Source organism: Pseudomonas sp. WS 5071, from assembly GCF_012985765.1.
GTDB classification, from domain to species: Bacteria; Pseudomonadota; Gammaproteobacteria; order Pseudomonadales; family Pseudomonadaceae; genus Aquipseudomonas; species Aquipseudomonas lundensis_A.
On the sequence record NZ_JAAQWY010000008.1, the window covers coordinates 1 to 19,168 of the forward strand.

The 19,168-nt window shown below is 51.7% G+C and carries 19 protein-coding genes; 15 read left to right on the forward strand and 4 right to left on the reverse strand.

The window, feature by feature from the left end:
* The first annotated feature begins 395 nt into the window (after nucleotides 1-395).
* From HBN61_RS06730 to HBN61_RS06790, 13 genes are all read left to right on the forward strand, one after another.
* A complete protein-coding gene (locus tag HBN61_RS06730) occupies nucleotides 396-1,418 on the forward strand; it encodes a glycosyltransferase family 4 protein (RefSeq protein WP_262498721.1) in 1,023 nt (340 codons plus the stop codon).
* 77 nt (nucleotides 1,419-1,495) lie between these two features.
* A complete protein-coding gene (gene asnB / locus HBN61_RS06735) occupies nucleotides 1,496-3,451 on the forward strand; it encodes an asparagine synthase (glutamine-hydrolyzing) (RefSeq protein WP_170046393.1) in 1,956 nt (651 codons plus the stop codon).
* 4 nt (nucleotides 3,452-3,455) lie between these two features.
* Nucleotides 3,456-4,595, forward strand: coding sequence for a glycosyltransferase family 4 protein (locus HBN61_RS06740; protein WP_094992527.1), 1,140 nt, complete (start codon nucleotides 3,456-3,458; stop codon nucleotides 4,593-4,595).
* Nucleotides 4,596-4,634: 39 nt separating this feature from the next.
* On the forward strand, nucleotides 4,635-5,261 hold the full coding sequence (locus HBN61_RS06745; RefSeq protein WP_094992526.1) for a sugar transferase: 627 nt from the start codon (nucleotides 4,635-4,637) through the stop codon (nucleotides 5,259-5,261).
* 2 nt (nucleotides 5,262-5,263) lie between these two features.
* Complete coding sequence (locus HBN61_RS06750) at nucleotides 5,264-5,470, forward strand: phosphopantetheine-binding protein (RefSeq protein ID WP_094992525.1); 207 nt, start codon at nucleotides 5,264-5,266, stop codon at nucleotides 5,468-5,470.
* Between the two features lie 163 nt (nucleotides 5,471-5,633).
* On the forward strand, nucleotides 5,634-6,665 hold the full coding sequence (locus HBN61_RS06755) for an aromatic ring-hydroxylating oxygenase subunit alpha (protein ID WP_094992524.1): 1,032 nt from the start codon (nucleotides 5,634-5,636) through the stop codon (nucleotides 6,663-6,665).
* A 48-nt stretch (nucleotides 6,666-6,713) separates the two neighbouring features.
* Nucleotides 6,714-7,796, forward strand: coding sequence for a ketoacyl-ACP synthase III (locus HBN61_RS06760; protein WP_170046394.1), 1,083 nt, complete (start codon nucleotides 6,714-6,716; stop codon nucleotides 7,794-7,796).
* Entirely contained in the window at nucleotides 7,796-8,554 is a 759-nt protein-coding gene (locus HBN61_RS06765; protein WP_170046395.1) for an SDR family NAD(P)-dependent oxidoreductase, read from the forward strand. The genes HBN61_RS06760 and HBN61_RS06765 overlap by 1 nt, the downstream gene beginning before the upstream one ends.
* Nucleotides 8,551-9,216 (forward strand): acetyltransferase, encoded by a 666-nt coding sequence (locus HBN61_RS06770; RefSeq protein WP_170046396.1) that lies wholly within the window; start codon nucleotides 8,551-8,553, stop codon nucleotides 9,214-9,216. Before HBN61_RS06765 ends, HBN61_RS06770 begins: the two co-directional genes overlap by 4 nt.
* Nucleotides 9,217-9,221: 5 nt before the next feature.
* Complete coding sequence (locus HBN61_RS06775; protein WP_170046397.1) at nucleotides 9,222-10,238, forward strand: ketoacyl-ACP synthase III; 1,017 nt, start codon at nucleotides 9,222-9,224, stop codon at nucleotides 10,236-10,238.
* A 46-nt stretch (nucleotides 10,239-10,284) separates the two neighbouring features.
* The gene (locus tag HBN61_RS06780) at nucleotides 10,285-11,463 is read left to right on the forward strand and encodes a DegT/DnrJ/EryC1/StrS family aminotransferase (protein WP_170046398.1); all 1,179 of its coding nucleotides are present in this window, start codon (nucleotides 10,285-10,287) and stop codon (nucleotides 11,461-11,463) included.
* A gap of 84 nt (nucleotides 11,464-11,547) precedes the next feature.
* Nucleotides 11,548-13,545 (forward strand): polysaccharide biosynthesis protein, encoded by a 1,998-nt coding sequence (locus tag HBN61_RS06785; protein WP_170046399.1) that lies wholly within the window; start codon nucleotides 11,548-11,550, stop codon nucleotides 13,543-13,545.
* A 108-nt stretch (nucleotides 13,546-13,653) separates the two neighbouring features.
* The gene (locus tag HBN61_RS06790) at nucleotides 13,654-13,986 is read left to right on the forward strand and encodes a ComEA family DNA-binding protein (protein WP_170046400.1); all 333 of its coding nucleotides are present in this window, start codon (nucleotides 13,654-13,656) and stop codon (nucleotides 13,984-13,986) included.
* Between the two features lie 58 nt (nucleotides 13,987-14,044).
* On the opposite strand, the gene HBN61_RS06795 is transcribed toward HBN61_RS06790, so the two are convergent.
* A complete protein-coding gene (locus tag HBN61_RS06795; protein ID WP_170046401.1) occupies nucleotides 14,045-14,608 on the reverse strand; it encodes a TetR/AcrR family transcriptional regulator in 564 nt (187 codons plus the stop codon).
* A 133-nt stretch (nucleotides 14,609-14,741) separates the two neighbouring features.
* Entirely contained in the window at nucleotides 14,742-14,909 is a 168-nt protein-coding gene (locus HBN61_RS06800; RefSeq protein WP_082149311.1) for a DUF2897 family protein, read from the reverse strand.
* 230 nt (nucleotides 14,910-15,139) lie between these two features.
* Between HBN61_RS06800 and pyrF the strand changes: the two genes are divergently transcribed.
* Entirely contained in the window at nucleotides 15,140-15,838 is a 699-nt protein-coding gene (gene pyrF / locus HBN61_RS06805; protein WP_170046462.1) for an orotidine-5'-phosphate decarboxylase, read from the forward strand.
* An 83-nt stretch (nucleotides 15,839-15,921) separates the two neighbouring features.
* Here the strand turns inward: pyrF and HBN61_RS06810 are convergent, their stop codons facing one another.
* Nucleotides 15,922-16,926, reverse strand: coding sequence for an NADP-dependent oxidoreductase (locus tag HBN61_RS06810; RefSeq protein ID WP_170046402.1), 1,005 nt, complete (start codon nucleotides 16,924-16,926; stop codon nucleotides 15,922-15,924).
* 190 nt (nucleotides 16,927-17,116) lie between these two features.
* Here HBN61_RS06810 and HBN61_RS06815 point away from each other — a divergent pair, with 190 nt between their 5' ends.
* On the forward strand, nucleotides 17,117-17,878 hold the full coding sequence (locus tag HBN61_RS06815) for an SDR family oxidoreductase (RefSeq protein WP_094994562.1): 762 nt from the start codon (nucleotides 17,117-17,119) through the stop codon (nucleotides 17,876-17,878).
* A gap of 54 nt (nucleotides 17,879-17,932) precedes the next feature.
* Here HBN61_RS06815 and HBN61_RS06820 read toward each other — a convergent pair whose 3' ends face one another.
* Nucleotides 17,933-19,123, reverse strand: coding sequence for a benzoate/H(+) symporter BenE family transporter (locus tag HBN61_RS06820; protein ID WP_094994561.1), 1,191 nt, complete (start codon nucleotides 19,121-19,123; stop codon nucleotides 17,933-17,935).
* Between the last annotated feature and the right edge of the window lie 45 nt (nucleotides 19,124-19,168).

A 19,168-nucleotide genomic window follows, 5' to 3' on the forward strand; every position in this document is an offset into this window, starting at 1 on the left:
CCGACCTCGTCAGACATTGGGCTGGAAATTCCCTGTTGAAGTGTTGACGGATCATCTGCAACTGCTGGCAACCAATCGGCTCAACACTATCAACTGACTGTTGCACTTGGAACCTGAGGCCGCCGTTTGATGGTTGAAGATCCTAACTTTGTACAACCATATATTATCGCTTTTTGGATATACTTTGCCGTTATTGTACTGCGTGGATTAGAGTCGACAGAATCAAAAATCTCCTATGATCCGCATCAGCACAAATGATTTGTACTCAGATGAGATGTCATTTTCGATACGCTTGACTTGTTGGCGAGAAAACCATTTGTCAAAATTAAAATATTAAGGCTGTTATGAAGATACTACTCCTTTCAAAGTATTCGCGGCTAGGCGCTAGTAGCCGTTTGCGTGCACTGCAATTTATCCCTTATCTTCAACGCTGTGGTCATGTAGTGACTGTGGATTGCCTTTTCGATGAGGCGTATCTTACAATGCTTTATATGTCGAAAAAACGCTCTTTTTGGTCGATTATTAAACTTTATTTACGGCGTATTTATGTTTTGCTCAATGCGCGACGACATGATGTAGTATGGATTGAAAATGAAGTATTGCCCTATTTTCCTGCTGTGTTTGAGTGGTTGTTCAAAAAGTTCAACATTCCATATGTCGTTGACTATGATGATGCGATATTTCATAACTATGATTTATCGCCCTATGCTCCAGTGCGGAGGTTGTTAGGCCGCAAAATAGACAGTGTAATGCTTAACGCTAGAAGTGTTGTGGCGGGCAACGAGTACCTTGCCAACAGAGCTATTCAAGCGGGTGCTCAGTCCGTTCACGTAGTGCCTACTGTTGTTGATAGTCAGCGCTATCAAGCCCATGCCTGTGCCGCGGATAAATTACTTACCGTTGGTTGGATCGGCTCGCCTTCAACAGAAAAATATGTAGTCGGCATACGTGAAGCCTTGCGTAATGTTAACAAGAGGTTCCCTTTTCGTTTGGTTTTGATGGGGGCGAGCACACATGTATCGCAGGAGCTTGCTGGACTGGATGTTGAAGTGAAAGCATGGTCTGAAGACAGCGAAAACGCTTTTATTCAAGGTTTGGATGTCGGGATCATGCCATTAGTCGATGGGCCTTGGGAGAAAGGTAAGTGCGGTTACAAGCTCATTCAGTACATGGCTTGCGCTGTCCCAGTGGTTGCTACCCCCGTCGGTGTGAATGTAAAAATCGTGTCGGATAATAAGTGTGGGTTGTTGGCCGCTGATCTCCAGGAATGGGAAGCGGCGCTTAACAGTTTATTATCTGACGCTCAAAGTCGATCCGTCTTTGGTGCTGCAGGAAGAGAGGCGGTGAATAATGAGTATTGTCTGGCGGTTCAAGCCCCGCGGCTTCGTCATATACTGGAGCATGCTGCAAGTCGCTGATTGAGCAATAAGGCATGGTGATTAATTAATTCGATGTCAGTAGTTTCATCAAACACCTTCACTGAGGTAACGAATAGATGTGTGGTTTTAGTGGTGTATTCAATCATCGCGAAAGCGGTAACATAGTTGAAGCTATCCATCGAATGAATGACTCAATCACTCATCGTGGGCCTGATGATTCAGGGGTATGGGTCGATCAAAATGCCAGATTGGCACTTGGGCATCGGCGGCTTTCTGTTGTGGATTTGTCCCAGGCAGGGGCACAACCCATGCACAGTATTGATGGGCGTTATGTTATTGTTTTTAATGGTGAAATTTATAATTACAACGACCTGCGCAATCAACTTGAGTCGCAGGGCTTGGCTCCGCAATGGAAAGGGCACTCTGACACGGAAATTCTTTTAGCTTGTCTTTCTGTCTGGGGGGTTGAAACTACCGTTGAGAGAGCGGTGGGCATGTTTGCCTTTGCATTGTGGGACCGTAATGATCATGTTTTAACCCTCGTGCGTGACCGTGTAGGTGAGAAACCACTTTATTGGGGGTGGCAGGGTGACATGTTGGTATTTGGCTCAGAGCTGAAAGCAATAAAAGCCTGCCCCGGGTTTGTGGGTGACATCGATCGGGATGCACTAACGCTGTTGCTGAGGCATAACTGCATACCGGCGCCTTATAGTATTTACAAAGGGATTCAAAAACTTTGCCCTGGGCATATTATCTCTTTGCCGCTTAAGGATTTGCCCGCGGCAAAGAATACATCATCAACTGCGTATTGGTCGGTCAATCAAGTTGTTGCTAAAGGCATCTCGGCACCTTTTACCGGTTCACCCGACCAGGCAGTGGATGCCATAGAGGGTCAGTTATCAGACAGCATTAAGCAGCAAATGATATCTGATGTACCACTGGGTGCTTTTTTGAGCGGCGGTATTGACAGCAGTACTGTCGTTGCACTTATGCAGGCTCAAAGTACCAAGCCTGTGCGCACATTTACGATTGGCTTTGATGAATCCGGGTACGATGAGGCTGTACATGCCAAAGCGATCGCCCAACATTTAGGAACCGATCATACGGAATTGTATGTACAGCCTTCGGATGCGCTCGATGTGATTCCGAAACTAGCATCCATGTACTGCGAGCCTTTCAGTGACAGTTCTCAAATACCCACTTTTTTAGTCGCTCAGATGGCCAGAGAGCAAGTAACGGTTGCACTTAGCGGCGACGGAGGTGACGAGATATTCGGGGGCTACAACCGATATCTTACGGCAAAAAAAGTATGGTCCAGAATGCAACCTGTCCCCCATGCGGCCCGTAAACTTATTTCTCGAAGCTTGCATGCAATTTCTCCGGCTCGGCTCGACTCTCTTTTTGAACTGGTAAAACCTGTCTTGCCCAAGAGCATGCATTTGATGGGGGCTGGTGATAAAGCGCATAAGCTGGCTGATGTTTTGGCCTTGTCCGACGGACAGGCGTTTTATCATCGTCTCAACAGTCACTGGGAAGATCCTGCAAGTGTTGTTATTGGTGGTCATGAGCCCGCCACGATTTTCACAACTGCGCAAGCATGGCCAAAAACTGACTCATTCGAACACTGGATGATGGCTATGGATACTCAAACCTATATGACGGACGACATTTTGGTGAAGGTGGACCGTGCGTCCATGGCAGCCAGTTTGGAAGCCAGGGTACCCCTTCTTGACCATCGATTGATCGAGTTGGCGTGGTCAATGCCGCTTGAGTATAAAATCAGGAATGGCGAGGGAAAATGGTTATTGCGTCAAGTTTTGGATCGGCACGTGCCTAAAGCGTTAATTGATCGTCCTAAACAAGGTTTTGGAATTCCGCTTGACAGTTGGTTGAGGGGGCCGCTTCGTGGGTGGGCAGAAGCGTTACTGGACGAAAATCGGTTACGCCAAGAAGGTTACTTTCACCCCGAACCTATTCGAAAAAAATGGTTGGAGCATTTAAGTGGTCGGCGTAATTGGCAACATCATTTATGGGACATCCTTATGTTTCAATCCTGGTTAAGTGAGCAGTGAGGCTATGAAGTTTTTATTAATCGCCAGCGATGCAGATTCGTTAATCAACTTCAGAGGTGCCTTGCTTGATGCGCTTGTTGAGCAGGGTGCCGAGGTGCATGTCGCGGCTCCTGGTTTGTCTGCTAATAGCCCTGCCAGAGCACGCCTGGAGGGGAAAAACTTGCAGGTGCATGATATTGAGTTGCGCCGGGTAGGTATGAATCCGCTGGCGGATTTGAAAACGTGTTTTTCATTGTGGCGGCTAATGCGTGATATTCGACCGCAATGGGTCCTTAGCTACACCGTTAAACCAGTTATTTATGGAATGTTCGCAGCGCGTGCGGCGGGGGTGCCGAATCGCTTCGCCCTGATCACCGGTTTAGGGTACGCCTTTCAAGGGCAAGACGAAGGTGGCTTCACCCGCAAGACCATCCACTTTATTGTTAAAAGCCTCTATCGCCTTTCACTCGCCGGCAGCCACAAAGTTTTTTTTCAAAATCCGGACGATGAATCTCTTTTCAAACAACTAAAATTGGTCAATGCGACTACACCGACAGTGGCTGTTAACGGTTCTGGTGTGGATATTTCCCAGTTTTCGGTACATGACATTCCTCAACCCGTTAGCTTTTTGTTGATAGCCCGCTTATTAGGCGATAAAGGTGTGCGTGAATATGCCGCGGCTGCACGCGAAGTGAAACGTCGTTATCCGCAGGTTGTATTCAATATGGTTGGCTGGATTGACGATAACCCTGATGCGATTAACCAAGTTGAACTGGATGAATGGCAATCCAGCGGGGTTATCAATTTTATGGGCCGGTTGACCGATGTTCGACCTGCCATTATCAATTCCAGTGTCTATGTATTGCCCTCCTATAGAGAAGGTACGCCTCGCACTGTACTGGAAGCCATGGCGATGGGGCGCCCGATTATCACCACGGATGCTCCAGGTTGCCGAGAGACGGTCCAGGATGGTGTAAATGGTCTTCTGGTGCCTGTGAAAAGCGTCGAAAAACTTGCAGAAGCCATGCTTTTCTTTGTTTCGCAACCAGAGGCCATGGACGCGATGGGGGCGGCATCTCGTGAGATTGCCGAAAAAAAATATGATGTTCACAGCGTTAACAAAGTGATGCTAGAGGAAATGAAGGTGGTGAGTCGTGCTAGTTAATGTTGGGGTGGTGATCTTATGGTTAGGTGGTGTTAACTGATGCTGAAACGATCGTTCGACATCGTGTGTTCTTTTTTCGGACTATTATTGCTTTCTCCGTTGATCCTGATTCTTGCGTGGATGATCCGCCGTAAACTTGGCGGTCCTGTCCTCTTCAGGCAGTTGCGGCCAGGCAAGAATGGTGCTCCTTTTCAGATGATCAAATTTCGCACAATGCGTGAGGCTACAGACGGTAGCGGTCGACCCTTGCCAGACAGTGAGCGAATGACACCATTTGGCAGCTTTCTGCGTGCCAGCAGTCTGGATGAACTTCCGGAGCTGTGGAATGTCCTGAAAGGTGAGATGAGCCTGGTTGGACCAAGACCTTTGTTAATGCAGTACCTTCCGCTTTATACTGCCGCTCAAAATCGGCGTCATGAGGTCAGGCCAGGTGTGACGGGCTGGGCGCAAGTGAATGGTCGTAATAGCCTGAGCTGGGATGAAAAATTCAAGCTTGACGTCTGGTACGTCGATAACAGGTCATTGTGGTTGGATGTGAAAATTCTCTTCCTGACGGTGCGAAAAGTGCTCATCAAGGAAGGTATATCACAAGAGAATAATGCGACGATGGAGCCGTTTACAGGCTCGGTGGTTGAAAAAGATAAATCGTTTAGTGAGAGGCGTTAATTATGAGCAATGAAATTTTACGTTTGATTGAAGAATCGATGGAAGCTGACGAAAATACTATTGCTCTGGGTCAGGCGTTAGATTGGGATTCGATTGCCGTTGTCACGTTCATGGCACTTGTCGATGAACGCTTGAACAAAACTATATCTGCCGATCGCCTCAATAAGTGTGAAACGGTTGATCAGGTGGTTGAACTGGTAGCTGCTTGAATAAGTACAGTTCGGGGTCCTAGTCATTTTAATGCTCAGCTGAATATTCAGTTGAGCATTTGCTTTTTTTATCGAGGGTGAATCGGTTCGTGCCTAGTGTGTTATCAGGTCTGACGGTTCAGTGAATGTATCGGTGCATTGTTCCAGGAGGGGCAGGTTTGATATGAGTGTTTTGGAATCTACAAAAATATCGGATGACTTGATACGGTCGTATTGGCATCCCATTGCGCACACATCTGAACTTGCAAATGACAGGGATTTCATCCGTTTTGATATTAAAGATTTCGAAGTTCTCGTTATTAATGATAAGGGTAATTACGTCGCCTTCGACAACCTTTGTCCTCACCGCGGTGCGAGATTTTTCACTGAGGATTATGGCAACAAGATTGTAAAGTGCTTATACCATGGTTGGAGTTACTCGCGCGGCAAGGTTAATGTTGCGGGCGTAAAAACATTCCAAGGATGCACTATCGAACACGCCGCCTTGAATGAATTTAAAATCGAAGCCTGTGGTGAGTTTCTGTTTTTTGCGATCGACCCTAAAACAACGCTGCACGCTCAATTAGGTCCTGAGATCACCGCTCTCTTGCTGAAGGTCGGCGAGGACATTGCAGAGCGCGCCGATTTTAATCGTTATGCGTTTGAGTGCGATTGGCCCATTGCCCTCGAAAATGCTCTGGAGCCTTACCATATTCCCTTGATTCATACAGAAACGCTCGCAACGCTTGAGTTGGGTGTTGGGACGAATGAGTTTTATGGCGAGAACTCTATTTGGTATTCGCCGGTTGAGAATGAGAAAGTTGCCAGGCGTCTTAGAAGCTTGAATCGTTTTTATGCGGCCACGGACGCTTTTCAAGGATACATGAGCATTTTTCTTTTTCCGTTCTCTATGATTTCTTCTACGTTCGGTTTTTCATATTCCGTACAGAATTTCTTTCCCGCGGCGTCCACAGAATCCGCTTTTTTCACCAGCCGTCTTTATCCGGTCAAAAACAGTGAGCCTCGCTACAAGGACATGACGTCAGGTTTTGTGCAGTCGAGTGCAGAAGTAAACAGAAAGATATTTGATGAAGACCACCAGATTTGCAAGCGCATCGCCAGTAAGTCATGGTCGACGTCGCCCCCTCGTTTCACCAGCACTTTGGAACAAAAGCTTCTTCACTTTCGCAAGTCTTGCGCGAAGTGGAACATCTAGTCGAATTTGATTAACTATGAATCTGCAGTGTTTGAATGGGAGAGTAGGATGACCGCCAATAATCAAGTTCGATTAGTCAAGAATGTACGTATTAAAGGTATTGCCTGTGCCCTGCCGGAAAAGGTAGAGGAGGTAACGTCCTTGTACGACTCTTTTGGCGCCGACAGTGTCAATAAAATTATTGGTAGTACCGGGGTCGAACGCCGCCATGTCGTCACGCAAGAATGCTCTTCTGATTTGTGTGTTTCTGCTGCAGAGCGTCTCATTGCAGATTTAGGCGTAGATAAAAGTTCTATCGATACCCTGATTTTTGTCTCACAGACCCACGATTACACACTTCCTGCAACCGCGTGTGTATTGCAGGAGCGTCTGGGCTTGCCTATGCAAACCGCGGCGTTTGATGTCGCGATGGGGTGCTCGGGTTATGTGTATGGGTTGTGGATGGCATCCTCCCTGTTATCAGGTGGAGGAAGCAGGCGTGCACTGTTACTGGTAGGCGATACCATCAGCAAGATAGTCTCACCTGCAGACCGTTCTGTGGCTGCTCTTTTTGGTGATGCCGGGACAGCAACGCTGCTGGACTTTGATCCCTCTGCCTCAGATATTCCGTTTGTCTTGGGGACGGATGGCCGCGGTGCACTGAATCTGGTTGTCCCGGCAGGTGGTTATAGAGACAGGAACGGTAGCTCGACACATACGGTCGAAGAAGGCGTGCGTGGGCCTTACGATCTTTACATGAACGGGGCTGAAATTTTTGCCTTCACCCTGGCTCGCGTTCCAGCATTAGTGACTGCTTTGCATGAATCGAATGCAGCGACCGGAAAAGACATTGATAAATATGTGTTCCACCAGGCCAATCGATTTATGCTCGATCATTTGGTTAAACGAATGAAGTTGGATCGAGAGAAAGTTGTGCTGGATGTCACGGATGTAGGTAATACCAGTTGTGCATCGATTCCACTTGCCATCAGCTTGCACACAGGTAAAGCAGGTGGGAACCTCTCTGGCCGATTAATGTTGGCGGGCTTTGGTGTTGGCTACTCTTGGGCTGGCTGTATTGCTGAGTTCGATAACGTTTGGATCAGCCCTTTGACGATCACTTCAGCCTCTGATGCGGAGATTTTATCTTGATGCCTTTTAATCCTTTTTCCTTGGCAGGCAAGCATATTCTTGTCACGGGTGCGTCCTCGGGTATTGGCCGCCAAGTGGCTATATGGCTCAGCAAACAAGGGGCAAGGGTGACCTTGGCGGCGCGTGATATCGGTCGTCTTGAGCATACACTCAGCATGATGGAAGGCCTCGATCACGCAGTTGAAACCGGTGATTTCCTTGATGGTTCTGACATTTCGCAGTGGATGAAATCTGTTGCGAAAGCGTCCTCTCCCTTTGATGGGCTGGTTCATGCTGCAGGTGTGCAATTGCCAATGCCAATACGGGCAACCAGCCTCGCGCATTGGGAAAAGATTATGTCCACCAATGTGACGTCAGGCTTTTCTCTTATTAAAGCCTTCCGCCAGAAAGGTGTTTGCAATACCGACTCCAGTATCGTCCTGGTGTCTTCTGTTATGGCCAAGGCGGGCGAACCGGCATTGATGGGGTATTGCGCCAGTAAGGGCGCTGTTGAATCGATGGTGCGTGCTGCTGCAGTTGAATTAGCTCGCGAGGGGATCCGTGTCAATGCCATTGCCCCAGGCGTGGTGCAGACTGAACTGGTGGACACCCTAGAGAGTCTGGTAGGCGCTGACTCCATGAAGGCCATTGAGCAGCGCCACCCATTGGGATTCGGTAATCCGCTAGACGTTGCCTATGCTGCCAACTATTTGTTGTCTCCCGCCGCTCGCTGGGTAACGGGGACTGCGTTGGTTGTGGATGGAGGATACCTGGCATGAGCGTCACCAAAAAGCTAGTCATTATGGGTGCGGGGGGCTTTGGACGTGAGGTAAACGCTTGGCTCATTGACGTGATTAAACAGGGCATGTGCCAACCGACAATTGACGCTGTCTGGGAAATCGCCGGGTTTATTGATGACACTGCTGACTCATTAAACGCATTTCCAGGCGTTGCACCTATTTTGTCCACTATCGAGGATTATCAACCTCAACCCAACACGTATGTAGTGTGCGCAATTGCCAATCCGGTGGTCAAAAAACGCCTGACTGAAAAGTTGCTTGCAAGAGGTGTTGAGTTCTTTACGCTTATTCATCCCAGTGTTGTTATCGGCACGAATGTCGTAGTCGGTAAGGGCACAGTAATTTGCCCATTTACCGTACTTTCCACTGATCTGGAGGTGGGTGAGTTCGTGACGATTAACTCAGCGTGCACCATCGGGCATGATTCGTCGATTGCGAATTTTTGCACGCTTAGCGGTCATTGCGATGTCACAGGCGGTGTCAAACTTCGCGAGGGTGCTTTTCTGGGTTCCCATGCTGTAGTTGTGCCAAATGTGATCATCGGCGAGTACGCGGTTGTCGGTGCGGGAAGTGTGGCGATTAGAAAGGTTGCCCCCGGTGTCACTGTTTTCGGTGTTCCAGCCAAGCGTATTTCGGGATAAGTAAAATGAGCCAGTTCGCTAAAATTGCAGCCATTGAGTATGTCCTTCCCGCACAAACGCTTTCGAATGAAGATTTGTCGCGTGATTTTCCGGAGTGGAACGTAGACAAAATTTTCGGTAAAACTGGCATCAATAACCGCCAGATTGTTGGTGTGGATGAGTGCGCATCTGATCTGGCTTTTCAGGCTTGCGAAAAGCTCCTGAATGCCATTGATCTTGATCGGTCAGCCATTGACTTCATCATTCTGTGCACACAAAGCCCGGATTATTTTTTGCCAGCGACGGCTTGTATTCTTCAAGACAGTTTACGTCTATCCACTCAATGTGGCGCGTTTGATTACAACCAGGGCTGTTCAGGATTTATCTATGGGCTAGGCCTGGCCAAAGGTTTAATTGAAACCGGGCAGGCTAAAAATGTTGTCCTGGTTACGGCTGAAACCTACAGTAAATATATTCACCCGGCAGATAAAAGTGTCCGCACTTTATTTGGTGATGCCGCTGCAGCGACGTTAATACAGGCCACAGAAGGCGGACCATATATTGACCGCTTCCGTTATGGGACTGATGGTGCAGGTGCTAAAAATCTGATCGTACCCATCGGCGGTGCGCGCCACCCTTCTGCATTGAATGAAGCTCCTGAGCTTTATACGGATGACAGCGGTAATGCGCGCACTGACGCTAATTTATATATGAATGGCTCCGCTATATTCGAATTTTCCATGACGCGTATTCCTCAGCTTTTTGCGTCGCTATTTGATGAGTCTTTTACCCTGGAAGAGGTGGATTTATTCGCCTTTCACCAAGCAAACAAATTCATGCTTGACTCTTTGCGTCGGCGCTTGAAGCTACCAGCGGATAAATTTATAGCTGAATTTGAGCACTGCGGAAATACCGTGTCGTCCAGTATTCCCATCGCGTTAAAAGAGTCGATGGTTAAAGGCGTTTTGACGCCGGGTAAAACTGTAGTGGGTGTGGGTTTTGGCGTGGGTTATTCGTGGGCAGGTTGCGTAATCAAATGGTAAGCCCGCAGGGCGAACTATCTACTTTCAGCGTTTTTTCGAGGTTTCCGTGCTGAATACCAAATTTTCTCCTTGGCCCTCTTTTACTGAAGAAGAGGCCAATGCTGTTCGTGATGTCATCCTGTCCAACAAGGTTAATTATTGGACAGGCCAGGAAACACGCACCTTTGAGAAGGAATTCGCTGCCTGGTCAGGTACTGAGTATGCGGTCGCACTGGCTAATGGCACGGTGGCATTGGATTTGGCCTTAAAAGCTCTGGGCATAGGCGCGGGCGACGAAGTCATCGTCACATCTCGTACTTTTCTCGCTTCGGTGTCCAGTATCGTTAATGCCGGAGCGGTTCCGGTTTTTGCGGATGTTGATCTTGACTCGCAAAATTTCACGGCGCAAACCATCAAGTCTGTCATGACACCCCGTACCAAGGCATTGATCTGTGTGCATTTGGCGGGTTGGCCCTGCGACATGGATCCGATCATGGAATTGGCCAATGAACATGGATTAAAAGTCATCGAAGACTGCGCCCAAGCGCACGGCGCCCGTTACAAGGGGCGTCCGGTTGGCTCAATAGGTCACATTGGCGCTTGGTCTTTCTGTCAGGACAAGATCATGACGACGGGAGGTGAGGGCGGTATGGTCACCACCAATGATCGTCAACTGTGGGCCGATATGTGGGCTTACAAGGATCATGGTAAGAGCTGGGAGGCGGTGTACGAACGCGAGCATGCACCGGGTTTCCGATGGCTGCATGAGAGTTTCGGGACTAACTGGCGGATGCTTGAAGTTCAAGCTGTCATAGGGCGCATACAACTGCGTCGTATGCATGAATGGCAAGCAGCCCGTATCAAAAATGCTACCCGCATTTGGGAGGCAGCCGGGCACTTGCCGGCCTTGCGCGTTCCTGTCATGCCGAATGAGGATGTTCACGCGGCGTATAAGGCTTATGTGTTTATACGGGCTGAATGTCTGAAAGCAGATTGGTCGCGTGATCGCATCCTGAATGAAATTGCGGCGCGCGGGGTTCCGGCTTTCTCAGGTTCCTGCTCAGAAGTTTATTTGGAGAAAGCTTTTGATAACACGGGCTGGAGACCTTCGCAGCGTCTTGCCAATGCCAAGGAATTGGGCGAAACGAGCATGATGTTTTTGGTTCATCCAACGTTGACTGAACAAGAAATCGAGCTGACCTGCAAAGTGATGAGCGACGTCGTTCAGCAGGCTACCGAGGTTTAAAGCATCAGTTATTGAAGTAGTGTGTGGCGCAGGTTTGTATACTGCGGGCAGTATTTTGGAGCGGCATAGGTGTTCAAAGGGGTTATGGATAAAATTCGAGCGTATTTACTCAACCTCTCGCGGCGTCAAAAGCGGGTTTTGCAAGTCGTCACTGACGTTGTTTTGGTCTGGTTAGCACTGTGGCTCGCTTTTGTCGTGCGTCTGGGCGTTGACGAAATGATCAACCCCGTCTCGATGCATGCATGGTTATTCCTGTGCGCTCCAATTATCGCCATTCCCCTGTTCATACGTTTCGGTATGTACCGAGCGGTGATGCGTTATTTCGGCAACGATGCGCTTATTGCGATTATCAAAGCTGTCAGTCTATCTGCGCTGGTCCTGGCGGTTGTCGTGTATTGGTACAGCAATCACGACAACGTTGTCCCGCGCTCGATCATTTTCAACTACTGGTGGTTGAGTCTGATCATGCTCGGTGGCCTGCGCTTGGGCATGCGTCAGTATTTCCTTGGTGACTGGTTTGCCGCCGCTCAGCATGTGCCGTTTACCAGCCGTGATGACGGCCTGCCGCGTGTTGCCATTTATGGCGCCGGTGCTGCCGGTAATCAGTTGGTGGCGGCCCTGCGCATGGGGCGGGTCATGCGGCCTGTGGCGTTCATCGATGATGACGAGAGCATTGCCGATCGGGTGATTTCAGGGTTGCAGGTGTTTAAGCCCGACAATATTCAGCAAATGATTGATCGCACTGGCGCACAAGAGTTGCTGTTGGCGATTCCGTCTTCTTCCCGGGGACGACGCCGCGAGATTCTCGGCTTGCTTGAAGGGTTCCCGCTGCACGTACGCAGTGTTCCCGGCTTCATGGATTTGGCCAGTGGCCGGGTGAAGGTTGACGATATTCAGGAAGTGGATATCGCTGACTTGCTTGGCAGGGACGCAGTACCAGCCCAGGGCGAACTGCTTGAGCATTGCATCAAGGGTCAGAGCGTTCTGGTTACGGGTGCGGGCGGTTCCATCGGTTCCGAGCTCTGCCGTCAGATTCTGGCTTTGCGTCCGACCACGTTGCTGTTGTTCGAACACAGTGAGTTCAACCTTTACAGCATCTTGTCGGAGCTTGAGCAGCGGGTTAATCGAGAGTCGCTTTCGGTCAGGGTGTTGCCGATTCTGGGGTCTGTGCGCAACCAGCCGAAGTTGCTGGATGTGATGCGGACCTGGAGTGTGGATACGGTTTATCACGCGGCTGCGTATAAGCATGTGCCGATGGTTGAGCACAATATCGCTGAAGGTGTGCTCAACAATGTCATCGGAACGCTAAACACGGCTCAGGCAGCGTTGCAGGCTGGCGTCGCTAACTTTGTGTTGATCTCGACCGATAAAGCCGTACGGCCGACCAATGTGATGGGCAGCACCAAGCGTCTGGCGGAAATGACCTTGCAAGCGTTAAGCCGGGAAGTGGCTCCGGTGTTGTTCGGGGACAAGGCCAATGTCTCTCACGTCAATAAAACCCGCTTCACGATGGTGCGCTTCGGCAATGTACTGGGCTCTTCGGGGTCTGTAATTCCGTTGTTTCACAAGCAGATCAAAGCTGGCGGCCCGTTGACCGTGACACACCCGAAAATCACCCGTTACTTCATGACCATTCCCGAAGCTGCGCAGTTGGTCATTCAGGCAGGGTCCATGGGGCAAGGCGGTGATGTGTTTGTGCTGGATATGGGCGAGCCGGTACGCATCGTTGAACTGGCCGAGAAAATGATTCATTTGTCGGGCCTTAGCATCCGTTCCGATAAAAACCTGCATGGCGATATCGAGATTGAATTCACCGGCCTGCGCCCCGGTGAAAAGCTTTACGAGGAGTTGCTGATTGGTGACAACGTGGTCGCGACTCAGCACCCGATGATCATGAGTGCTAACGAAGACATGTTGTCGTGGGAAGAGTTGAAGAAACGTTTGTCCAGTTTGCTGGAAGCAGTCGATAACGACGACTACACCCGTGTTCGTCAGTTGTTGCGCGATACCGTCAGCGGCTATGCGCCAGAGGGTGAAATCGTTGACTGGATCTACCAGCAGCGTCGCTCGGAACCCTCCTAGGACATACTCTGCAATTGACACATTTTTGACACTCACAAGCCATCGTCTAGGTTTTGGATACAGCTCAGGAAAGCTGTTTCCATTTAACGGTGTATTGGAGTGTCAATTATGCGTATCACCCTTGTTCCCTCGTTTGTCATGGCTGTGTTGTTGGGCTTTTCGGGGTTGAGTGTTGCCAGCACTGCACCGACATCGCCTGCTCCGGTGGTGTCTGAAACCTCCATCTCCCCTGAAGCCCAAGTTGTAACAATCAACTTGAACACGGCTGACGAAGCGACCCTGCAGCGCGAGTTGTCGGGCGTAGGCGCTGCTAAAGCCAGGGCGATCGTGGCTTACCGTGAGGCGAATGGGGATTTCACGTCAGCGGATGAGCTGATGGAAGTCAAAGGGATTGGTAAGGCGATATATGAGAAGAATCGGGACAAAGTCGCGGTTAACTAAGCGATAACGTTGTATGACAAAAGGCCAGTCACTGACTGGCCTTTTTGTATTCAGCAATTCAAGCCGTGATGGCTGAACCCTTCAGCGCTGCGCGTGTAACGTCCAGAATTCTCTTTTTCAAGGCTTGGTTTTCCGCACCGCGGGACAACACAAGGGCTCCCACTAACGCGGCAAATAACACAATGCTGCGATCTTCTGTATCCGGACCTTCAAGTTCAGCCTGGATTTGAGTCAGGCGAGCGTTGATGACGCTATCGGTAACGGGGCTGGGGTTGCCGTTTTGCGCCATCTCCACGGACATGGTCGGTAAAGGGCAGCCTTCATGGGGCGAGGCGAGGTGCCATTCGGACAGATAAGTGTCGATAAAGGTTGGCAGCGCATCGGGACTGTCGAACAGTTCGGCACAATGTTTTTTTACTTGGTTCGCCGCGTGCTGCAGCGCTTTTTCGACCAGTTCATCCTTGGAGGCGAAGTGGGCATAGAAGCCGCCATGGGTAAGCCCCAACGCTTTCATAAGAGGCTGCAACCCCGTCGCACCTATACCGTCGCGTCGGAAACGTATGGACGCTTCCTCAATGATGCGCTGATGGGTTTGGGCCTTATGGTGTTGGGAATACCTCATGACGGCTGTCTCTTGATTTCAAACAGCCATCATATGCCTGCGACCCTGCGCAACGCAGTGGGGCTTTTATGCAAAGGCGTGTAGGCATTTGGCTATGTGCAAGCAAGGCTCTTCGCTTCAGACCATCGAAAAGTTAATTGTCTTTCGATTCCTTGGCGTCCATCTCGGCGTTGCGTTCCGCCACGCGTTTGCGTTGCTCGTCCGTCAGCTCAACCTTATTGGCGGTGTCGCGCAGGGTCATGAGGCCACCAACAATGGCACCAATCGCAACGATCAGAATTAACCAGGCATACCACGGCATAAGATTCTCCTTGAATGGTCGTTCGACCGGGCTCACAGTGCCCGGCGAGTGGTGTTATGTAGCTGTGAGTGCACGCAGGCGTCAGTGGTTCAATTGTAGGCCGCTTATCCGGGGGCGGGCTTTTAATGTTTCGTGCTGACTAAAATGCTGAAATTGTGATCATCGGGTGCCGGTATGCGGTTGGTTCCGCTACAATGCGCGCCGATTTCGACCAGCCTGAGAACCCGCTAATGTCCGATTGCCAGACTCCTATTATCGTCGCCCTGGATTTCCCTACGCGTGACGCCGCATTGAAACTGGCTGATCAGTTGGACCCCACGCTGTGCCGCGTGAAGGTGGGTAAAGAGTTGTTCACCAGTTGTGCCTCGGAGATCGTCGGAACCCTGCGTGACAAAGGTTTTGACGTGTTCCTGGACCTGAAATTTCATGACATCCCGAACACCACGGCAATGGCCGTTAAAGCTGCGGCCGAAATGGGGGTGTGGATGGTCAACGTTCATTGCTCGGGCGGCATGCGGATGATGGCTGCCTGCCGTGAGGTGCTGGACAAGCGCTCCGGGCCGCAACCCTTGCTGATTGGTGTCACCGTGCTGACCAGCATGGAGCGTGAGGACCTTGCAGGTATCGGCCTGGATATCGAACCACAAGAGCAAGTGCTGCGTCTGGCGGCCCTGGCGCAAAAAGCCGGGATGGACGGTCTGGTGTGTTCAGCGCTGGAAGCTCAGGCGTTGAAAGCCGCGCACCCTTCGTTGCAGTTGGTGACGCCGGGGATTCGTCCTGCAGGCAGTGCGCTGGATGACCAGCGTCGCATCCTGACACCGCGTCAAGCCCTGGAAGCCGGGTCGGATTATCTGGTAATCGGGCGCCCTATCAGCCAGGCAGCTGATCCTGCCAAGGCGTTGGCCGCTGTGGTTGCAGAATTGGCGTAATCGCTGACCCGCGTGGCAGGTGTCGATACATTCGCAAAGGACGTATCGACACCTGGGCGGCTCAAGTCTGTCGACGCGCGCGTTTAGACCTTCAGCACCAACTTGCCGAAGTTTGCGCTGTTGAACAGTTTCATCAGGGTCTCCGGGAACGTCTCCAGCCCTTCGACAATGTCCTCTTTGCTTTTCACTTGGCCCTTGGCCAGCCATCCCGCCATTTCTTGCGCGGCCGCTGCATAGCGATCGGCGTAGTCCATCACCACAAAACCTTCCATGCGTGCGCGATTAACCAGCAATGACAGGTAATTGGCCGGGCCTTTTACAGCCTCTTTGTTGTTGTACTGGCTGATGGCTCCGCAAATCACCACCCGTGCCTTGACGTTCAGGCGGCTGAGCACGGCATCGAGTATGTCGCCGCCCACGTTGTCGAAATACACGTCCACACCGTTAGGGCATTCGCGTTTAAGGCCAGCGATCACGTCTTCGTTTTTGTAATCAATGGCACCGTCAAAGCCCAGCTCATCGATCAGGTAGGCGCATTTCTCTTTCCCCCCTGCAATCCCGACCACGCGGCAGCCTTTGAGCTTGGCGATTTGCCCGGCAATGCTACCCACTGCACCTGCCGCGCCCGAGATGACCACGGTGTCGCCCGCTTTGGGCGCACCCACTTCCAGCAGGGCGAAATAGGCGGTCATGCCGGTCATGCCCAGTGCGGACAAATACACCGGCAGGGGGACACGTGTTGGATCGACCTTGTAGAAGCCGCGAGGTGCCCCGAGGAAATAATCCTGCACGCCAAGTGCGCCATTCACGTAGTCGCCCACGTTGAAGTCGGGATGCCTGGAGGCGATCACCTTACCCACGCCCAACGCGCGCATGACCTCGCCCAAGGCCACCGGTGGAATATAGGACTTGCCTTCATTCATCCAGCCACGCATGGCCGGGTCGAGGGACAGGTATTCATTTTTAACCAGAACCTGCCCCTCGGCGGGCTGGCCCACGGGCACTTGCTGATAGGTAAAGGTGTCACGGGTGGCTGCACCGACTGGGCGTTTTGCGAGCAAAAACTGGCGGTTGGTCAAATCGGTCATGGTGCGATCTCTTTAAAAGACAAAGGGTGTTGATAGACGTTATGCGCGTGGACATCAAGTGAATGCGTGTTCACGAATGGAGTTTTATCAGTCGTGATGATGGTGCTGGGCAGGGTTTTATCACTGGGATAAATAAACAGATGACTGTCTAGACTGACGATGCAGCGAACTACTGACGAGGATAAAAACAATGAGCATGACGTTTGCGGGGCGCGTGGCGATCGTAACCGGAGCCGGGGCAGGCATCGGGCGCGCCACGGCCTTGGCCTTTGCCGCGCAAGGGCTGACTGTCGTGGTGTCTGACGTGCATGTGGCGGGCGGGCAAGCCACAGTCCAGCAGATTCTGACGGCTGGGGGCGCAGCTGTTTTTGTGCGTTGCGACGTTACGCAGGAAGCAGATGTCCAGCAACTGATGGAGCACACGATCAGTGCTTTCGGGCGTCTGGATTATGCCTTCAATAATGCCGGGATCGAGATTGAGCATGGGCGCCTGGCCGATGGCACGCTGGACGAGTTCGACGCCATCATGGCGGTCAATGTTAAAGGCGTCTGGCTGTGCATGAAATATCAGTTGCCACTGATGGTGGCGCAGGGTGGTGGTGCCATCGTCAATGCCGCTTCAGTGGCCGGTTTGGGGGCGGCGCCGAAGATGAGTATTTATGCGGCCTCAAAGCACGCGGTCATCGGGCTGACGAAATCGGCGGCGATTGAGTATGCGAAGAAAAAAGTCCGCGTGAATGCGGTGTGTCCGGCGGTGATTGATACCGATATGTTTCGGCGTGCCTATGAAACCGACCCGCGCAAGGCCGACTATGCGGCAGCGGTGCACCCGGTCGGGCGGATCGGCACTGTCGAAGAGGTGGCCAGTGCCGTGTTGTATCTGTGCTCTGACGGCGCAGCGTTCACCACGGGGCATGCCCTTGCAGTTGATGGCGGGGCAATGGCGATCTGAATGCTCACAGGGCCTGTAGCCGCAACAGTGCGGCTACAAGGTTACAGACGTTGGTTACTTCGCCTTCCAGCTCAGAATTATCAAGGTCAGCACGCCCGCCACAATGCCCCAAAAAGCCGAGCCCACCGAGAACAGCGTCATCCCCGACGCGGTGACCATGAAGGTGACCAGCGCGGCTTCGCGTTCCTTGGGCTCATTCATGGCAATGGTCAGGCCGTTCATGATTGAGCCGAACAGCGCCAACGCGGCAATCGACAGCACCAGCTCCTTCGGAAAGGCCGCGAACAGTCCGGCCAGCGTTGCGCCGAAAATCCCCGCGATCCCGTAGAAGATCCCGCACCAGACGGCAGCGGTGTAACGCTTGTTCGGATCTTCGTGGGCGTGCGGGCCGGTGCAAATGGCGGCGCTGATGGCAGCCAGGTTAATGCCGTGGGAGCCAAACGGTGCCAGTAGCAGTGATGCCACCCCGGTGGTGGTGATCAACGGTGAAGCGGGCACGGTGTAGCCGTCTGCACGCAACACCGCGACCCCCGGCATGTTTTGCGAGGTCATGGCCACTACAAACAGGGGGATGCCGATGCTGATGGTGGCCGCGAGGGAAAAGGAGGGGCTGGTCCATTCGGGCACCGCCACCTCAAGGGCAAAACCGTTGAAGTCCAGCAGCCCCATCAGCCCTGAAATCAGTGTCCCGATCAATAAGGCGCCCAGTACCGCATACCGTGGGGACACCCGCTTGACGATCAGGTAGGTAAGAAACATGCCCAGTACCAGCCCGGTTTGGTGCTGGGCAGCGACGAAGAGTTCACTGCAAATCTTGAACAGGATCCCGGCCAGCAGGGCTGAGGCCAGTGATGCCGGGATGCGTTTGACCAGTCGCTCGAAGCTGCCGGTCACGCCGCAAATGATCACCAGCACTGCGCACGTGATGTACCCGCCAATCGCCTCGGGGTAGCTGACCCCCCCCAGGCTGGTAATCAGCAAGGCAGCGCCGGGGGTTGACCAAGCAATCGTGATCGGGGACCGGTAGCGCAACGAAAGGCCAATACTGCAAATCGCCATGCCGATCGACAGGGCCCAGATCCATGAGGAAATTTGCCCATTGGTCAGCCCCGCAGCCTGACCCGCCTGAAACATCAGGACCAGTGTGCTGGTGTAGCCGGTCATCATCGCGATGAAACCAGCCACCACGGCTGAAGGGGAACTGTCTGCCAAGGGGTGCAAGCGCGTGTGGGTGGCGTCAGTCATCAAACGGTATTCCTTGTTCTTTAAAAAGGGTGGAGCAGGGCGCCA

Bases quoted from the DNA above. Each gene is read 5' to 3' on its own strand.
- asnB (WP_170046393.1), top strand. From the start codon at position 1,496: ATGTGTGGTTTTAGTGGTGTATTCAATCATCGCGAAAGCGGTAACATA.
- HBN61_RS06740 (WP_094992527.1), top strand. From the start codon at position 3,456: ATGAAGTTTTTATTAATCGCCAGCGATGCAGATTCGTTAATCAACTTC.
- HBN61_RS06745 (WP_094992526.1), top strand. From the start codon at position 4,635: ATGCTGAAACGATCGTTCGACATCGTGTGTTCTTTTTTCGGACTATTA.
- HBN61_RS06750 (WP_094992525.1), top strand. From the start codon at position 5,264: ATGAGCAATGAAATTTTACGTTTGATTGAAGAATCGATGGAAGCTGAC.
- HBN61_RS06755 (WP_094992524.1), top strand. From the start codon at position 5,634: ATGAGTGTTTTGGAATCTACAAAAATATCGGATGACTTGATACGGTCG.
- HBN61_RS06760 (WP_170046394.1), top strand. From the start codon at position 6,714: ATGACCGCCAATAATCAAGTTCGATTAGTCAAGAATGTACGTATTAAA.
- HBN61_RS06765 (WP_170046395.1), top strand. From the start codon at position 7,796: ATGCCTTTTAATCCTTTTTCCTTGGCAGGCAAGCATATTCTTGTCACG.
- HBN61_RS06770 (WP_170046396.1), top strand. From the start codon at position 8,551: ATGAGCGTCACCAAAAAGCTAGTCATTATGGGTGCGGGGGGCTTTGGA.
- HBN61_RS06775 (WP_170046397.1), top strand. From the start codon at position 9,222: ATGAGCCAGTTCGCTAAAATTGCAGCCATTGAGTATGTCCTTCCCGCA.
- HBN61_RS06785 (WP_170046399.1), top strand. From the start codon at position 11,548: ATGGATAAAATTCGAGCGTATTTACTCAACCTCTCGCGGCGTCAAAAG.
- HBN61_RS06790 (WP_170046400.1), top strand. From the start codon at position 13,654: ATGCGTATCACCCTTGTTCCCTCGTTTGTCATGGCTGTGTTGTTGGGC.
- HBN61_RS06795 (WP_170046401.1), bottom strand. From the start codon at position 14,608: ATGAGGTATTCCCAACACCATAAGGCCCAAACCCATCAGCGCATCATT.
- HBN61_RS06800 (WP_082149311.1), bottom strand. From the start codon at position 14,909: ATGCCGTGGTATGCCTGGTTAATTCTGATCGTTGCGATTGGTGCCATT.
- pyrF (WP_170046462.1), top strand. From the start codon at position 15,140: ATGTCCGATTGCCAGACTCCTATTATCGTCGCCCTGGATTTCCCTACG.
- HBN61_RS06810 (WP_170046402.1), bottom strand. From the start codon at position 16,926: ATGACCGATTTGACCAACCGCCAGTTTTTGCTCGCAAAACGCCCAGTC.
- HBN61_RS06815 (WP_094994562.1), top strand. From the start codon at position 17,117: ATGAGCATGACGTTTGCGGGGCGCGTGGCGATCGTAACCGGAGCCGGG.
- HBN61_RS06820 (WP_094994561.1), bottom strand. From the start codon at position 19,123: ATGACTGACGCCACCCACACGCGCTTGCACCCCTTGGCAGACAGTTCC.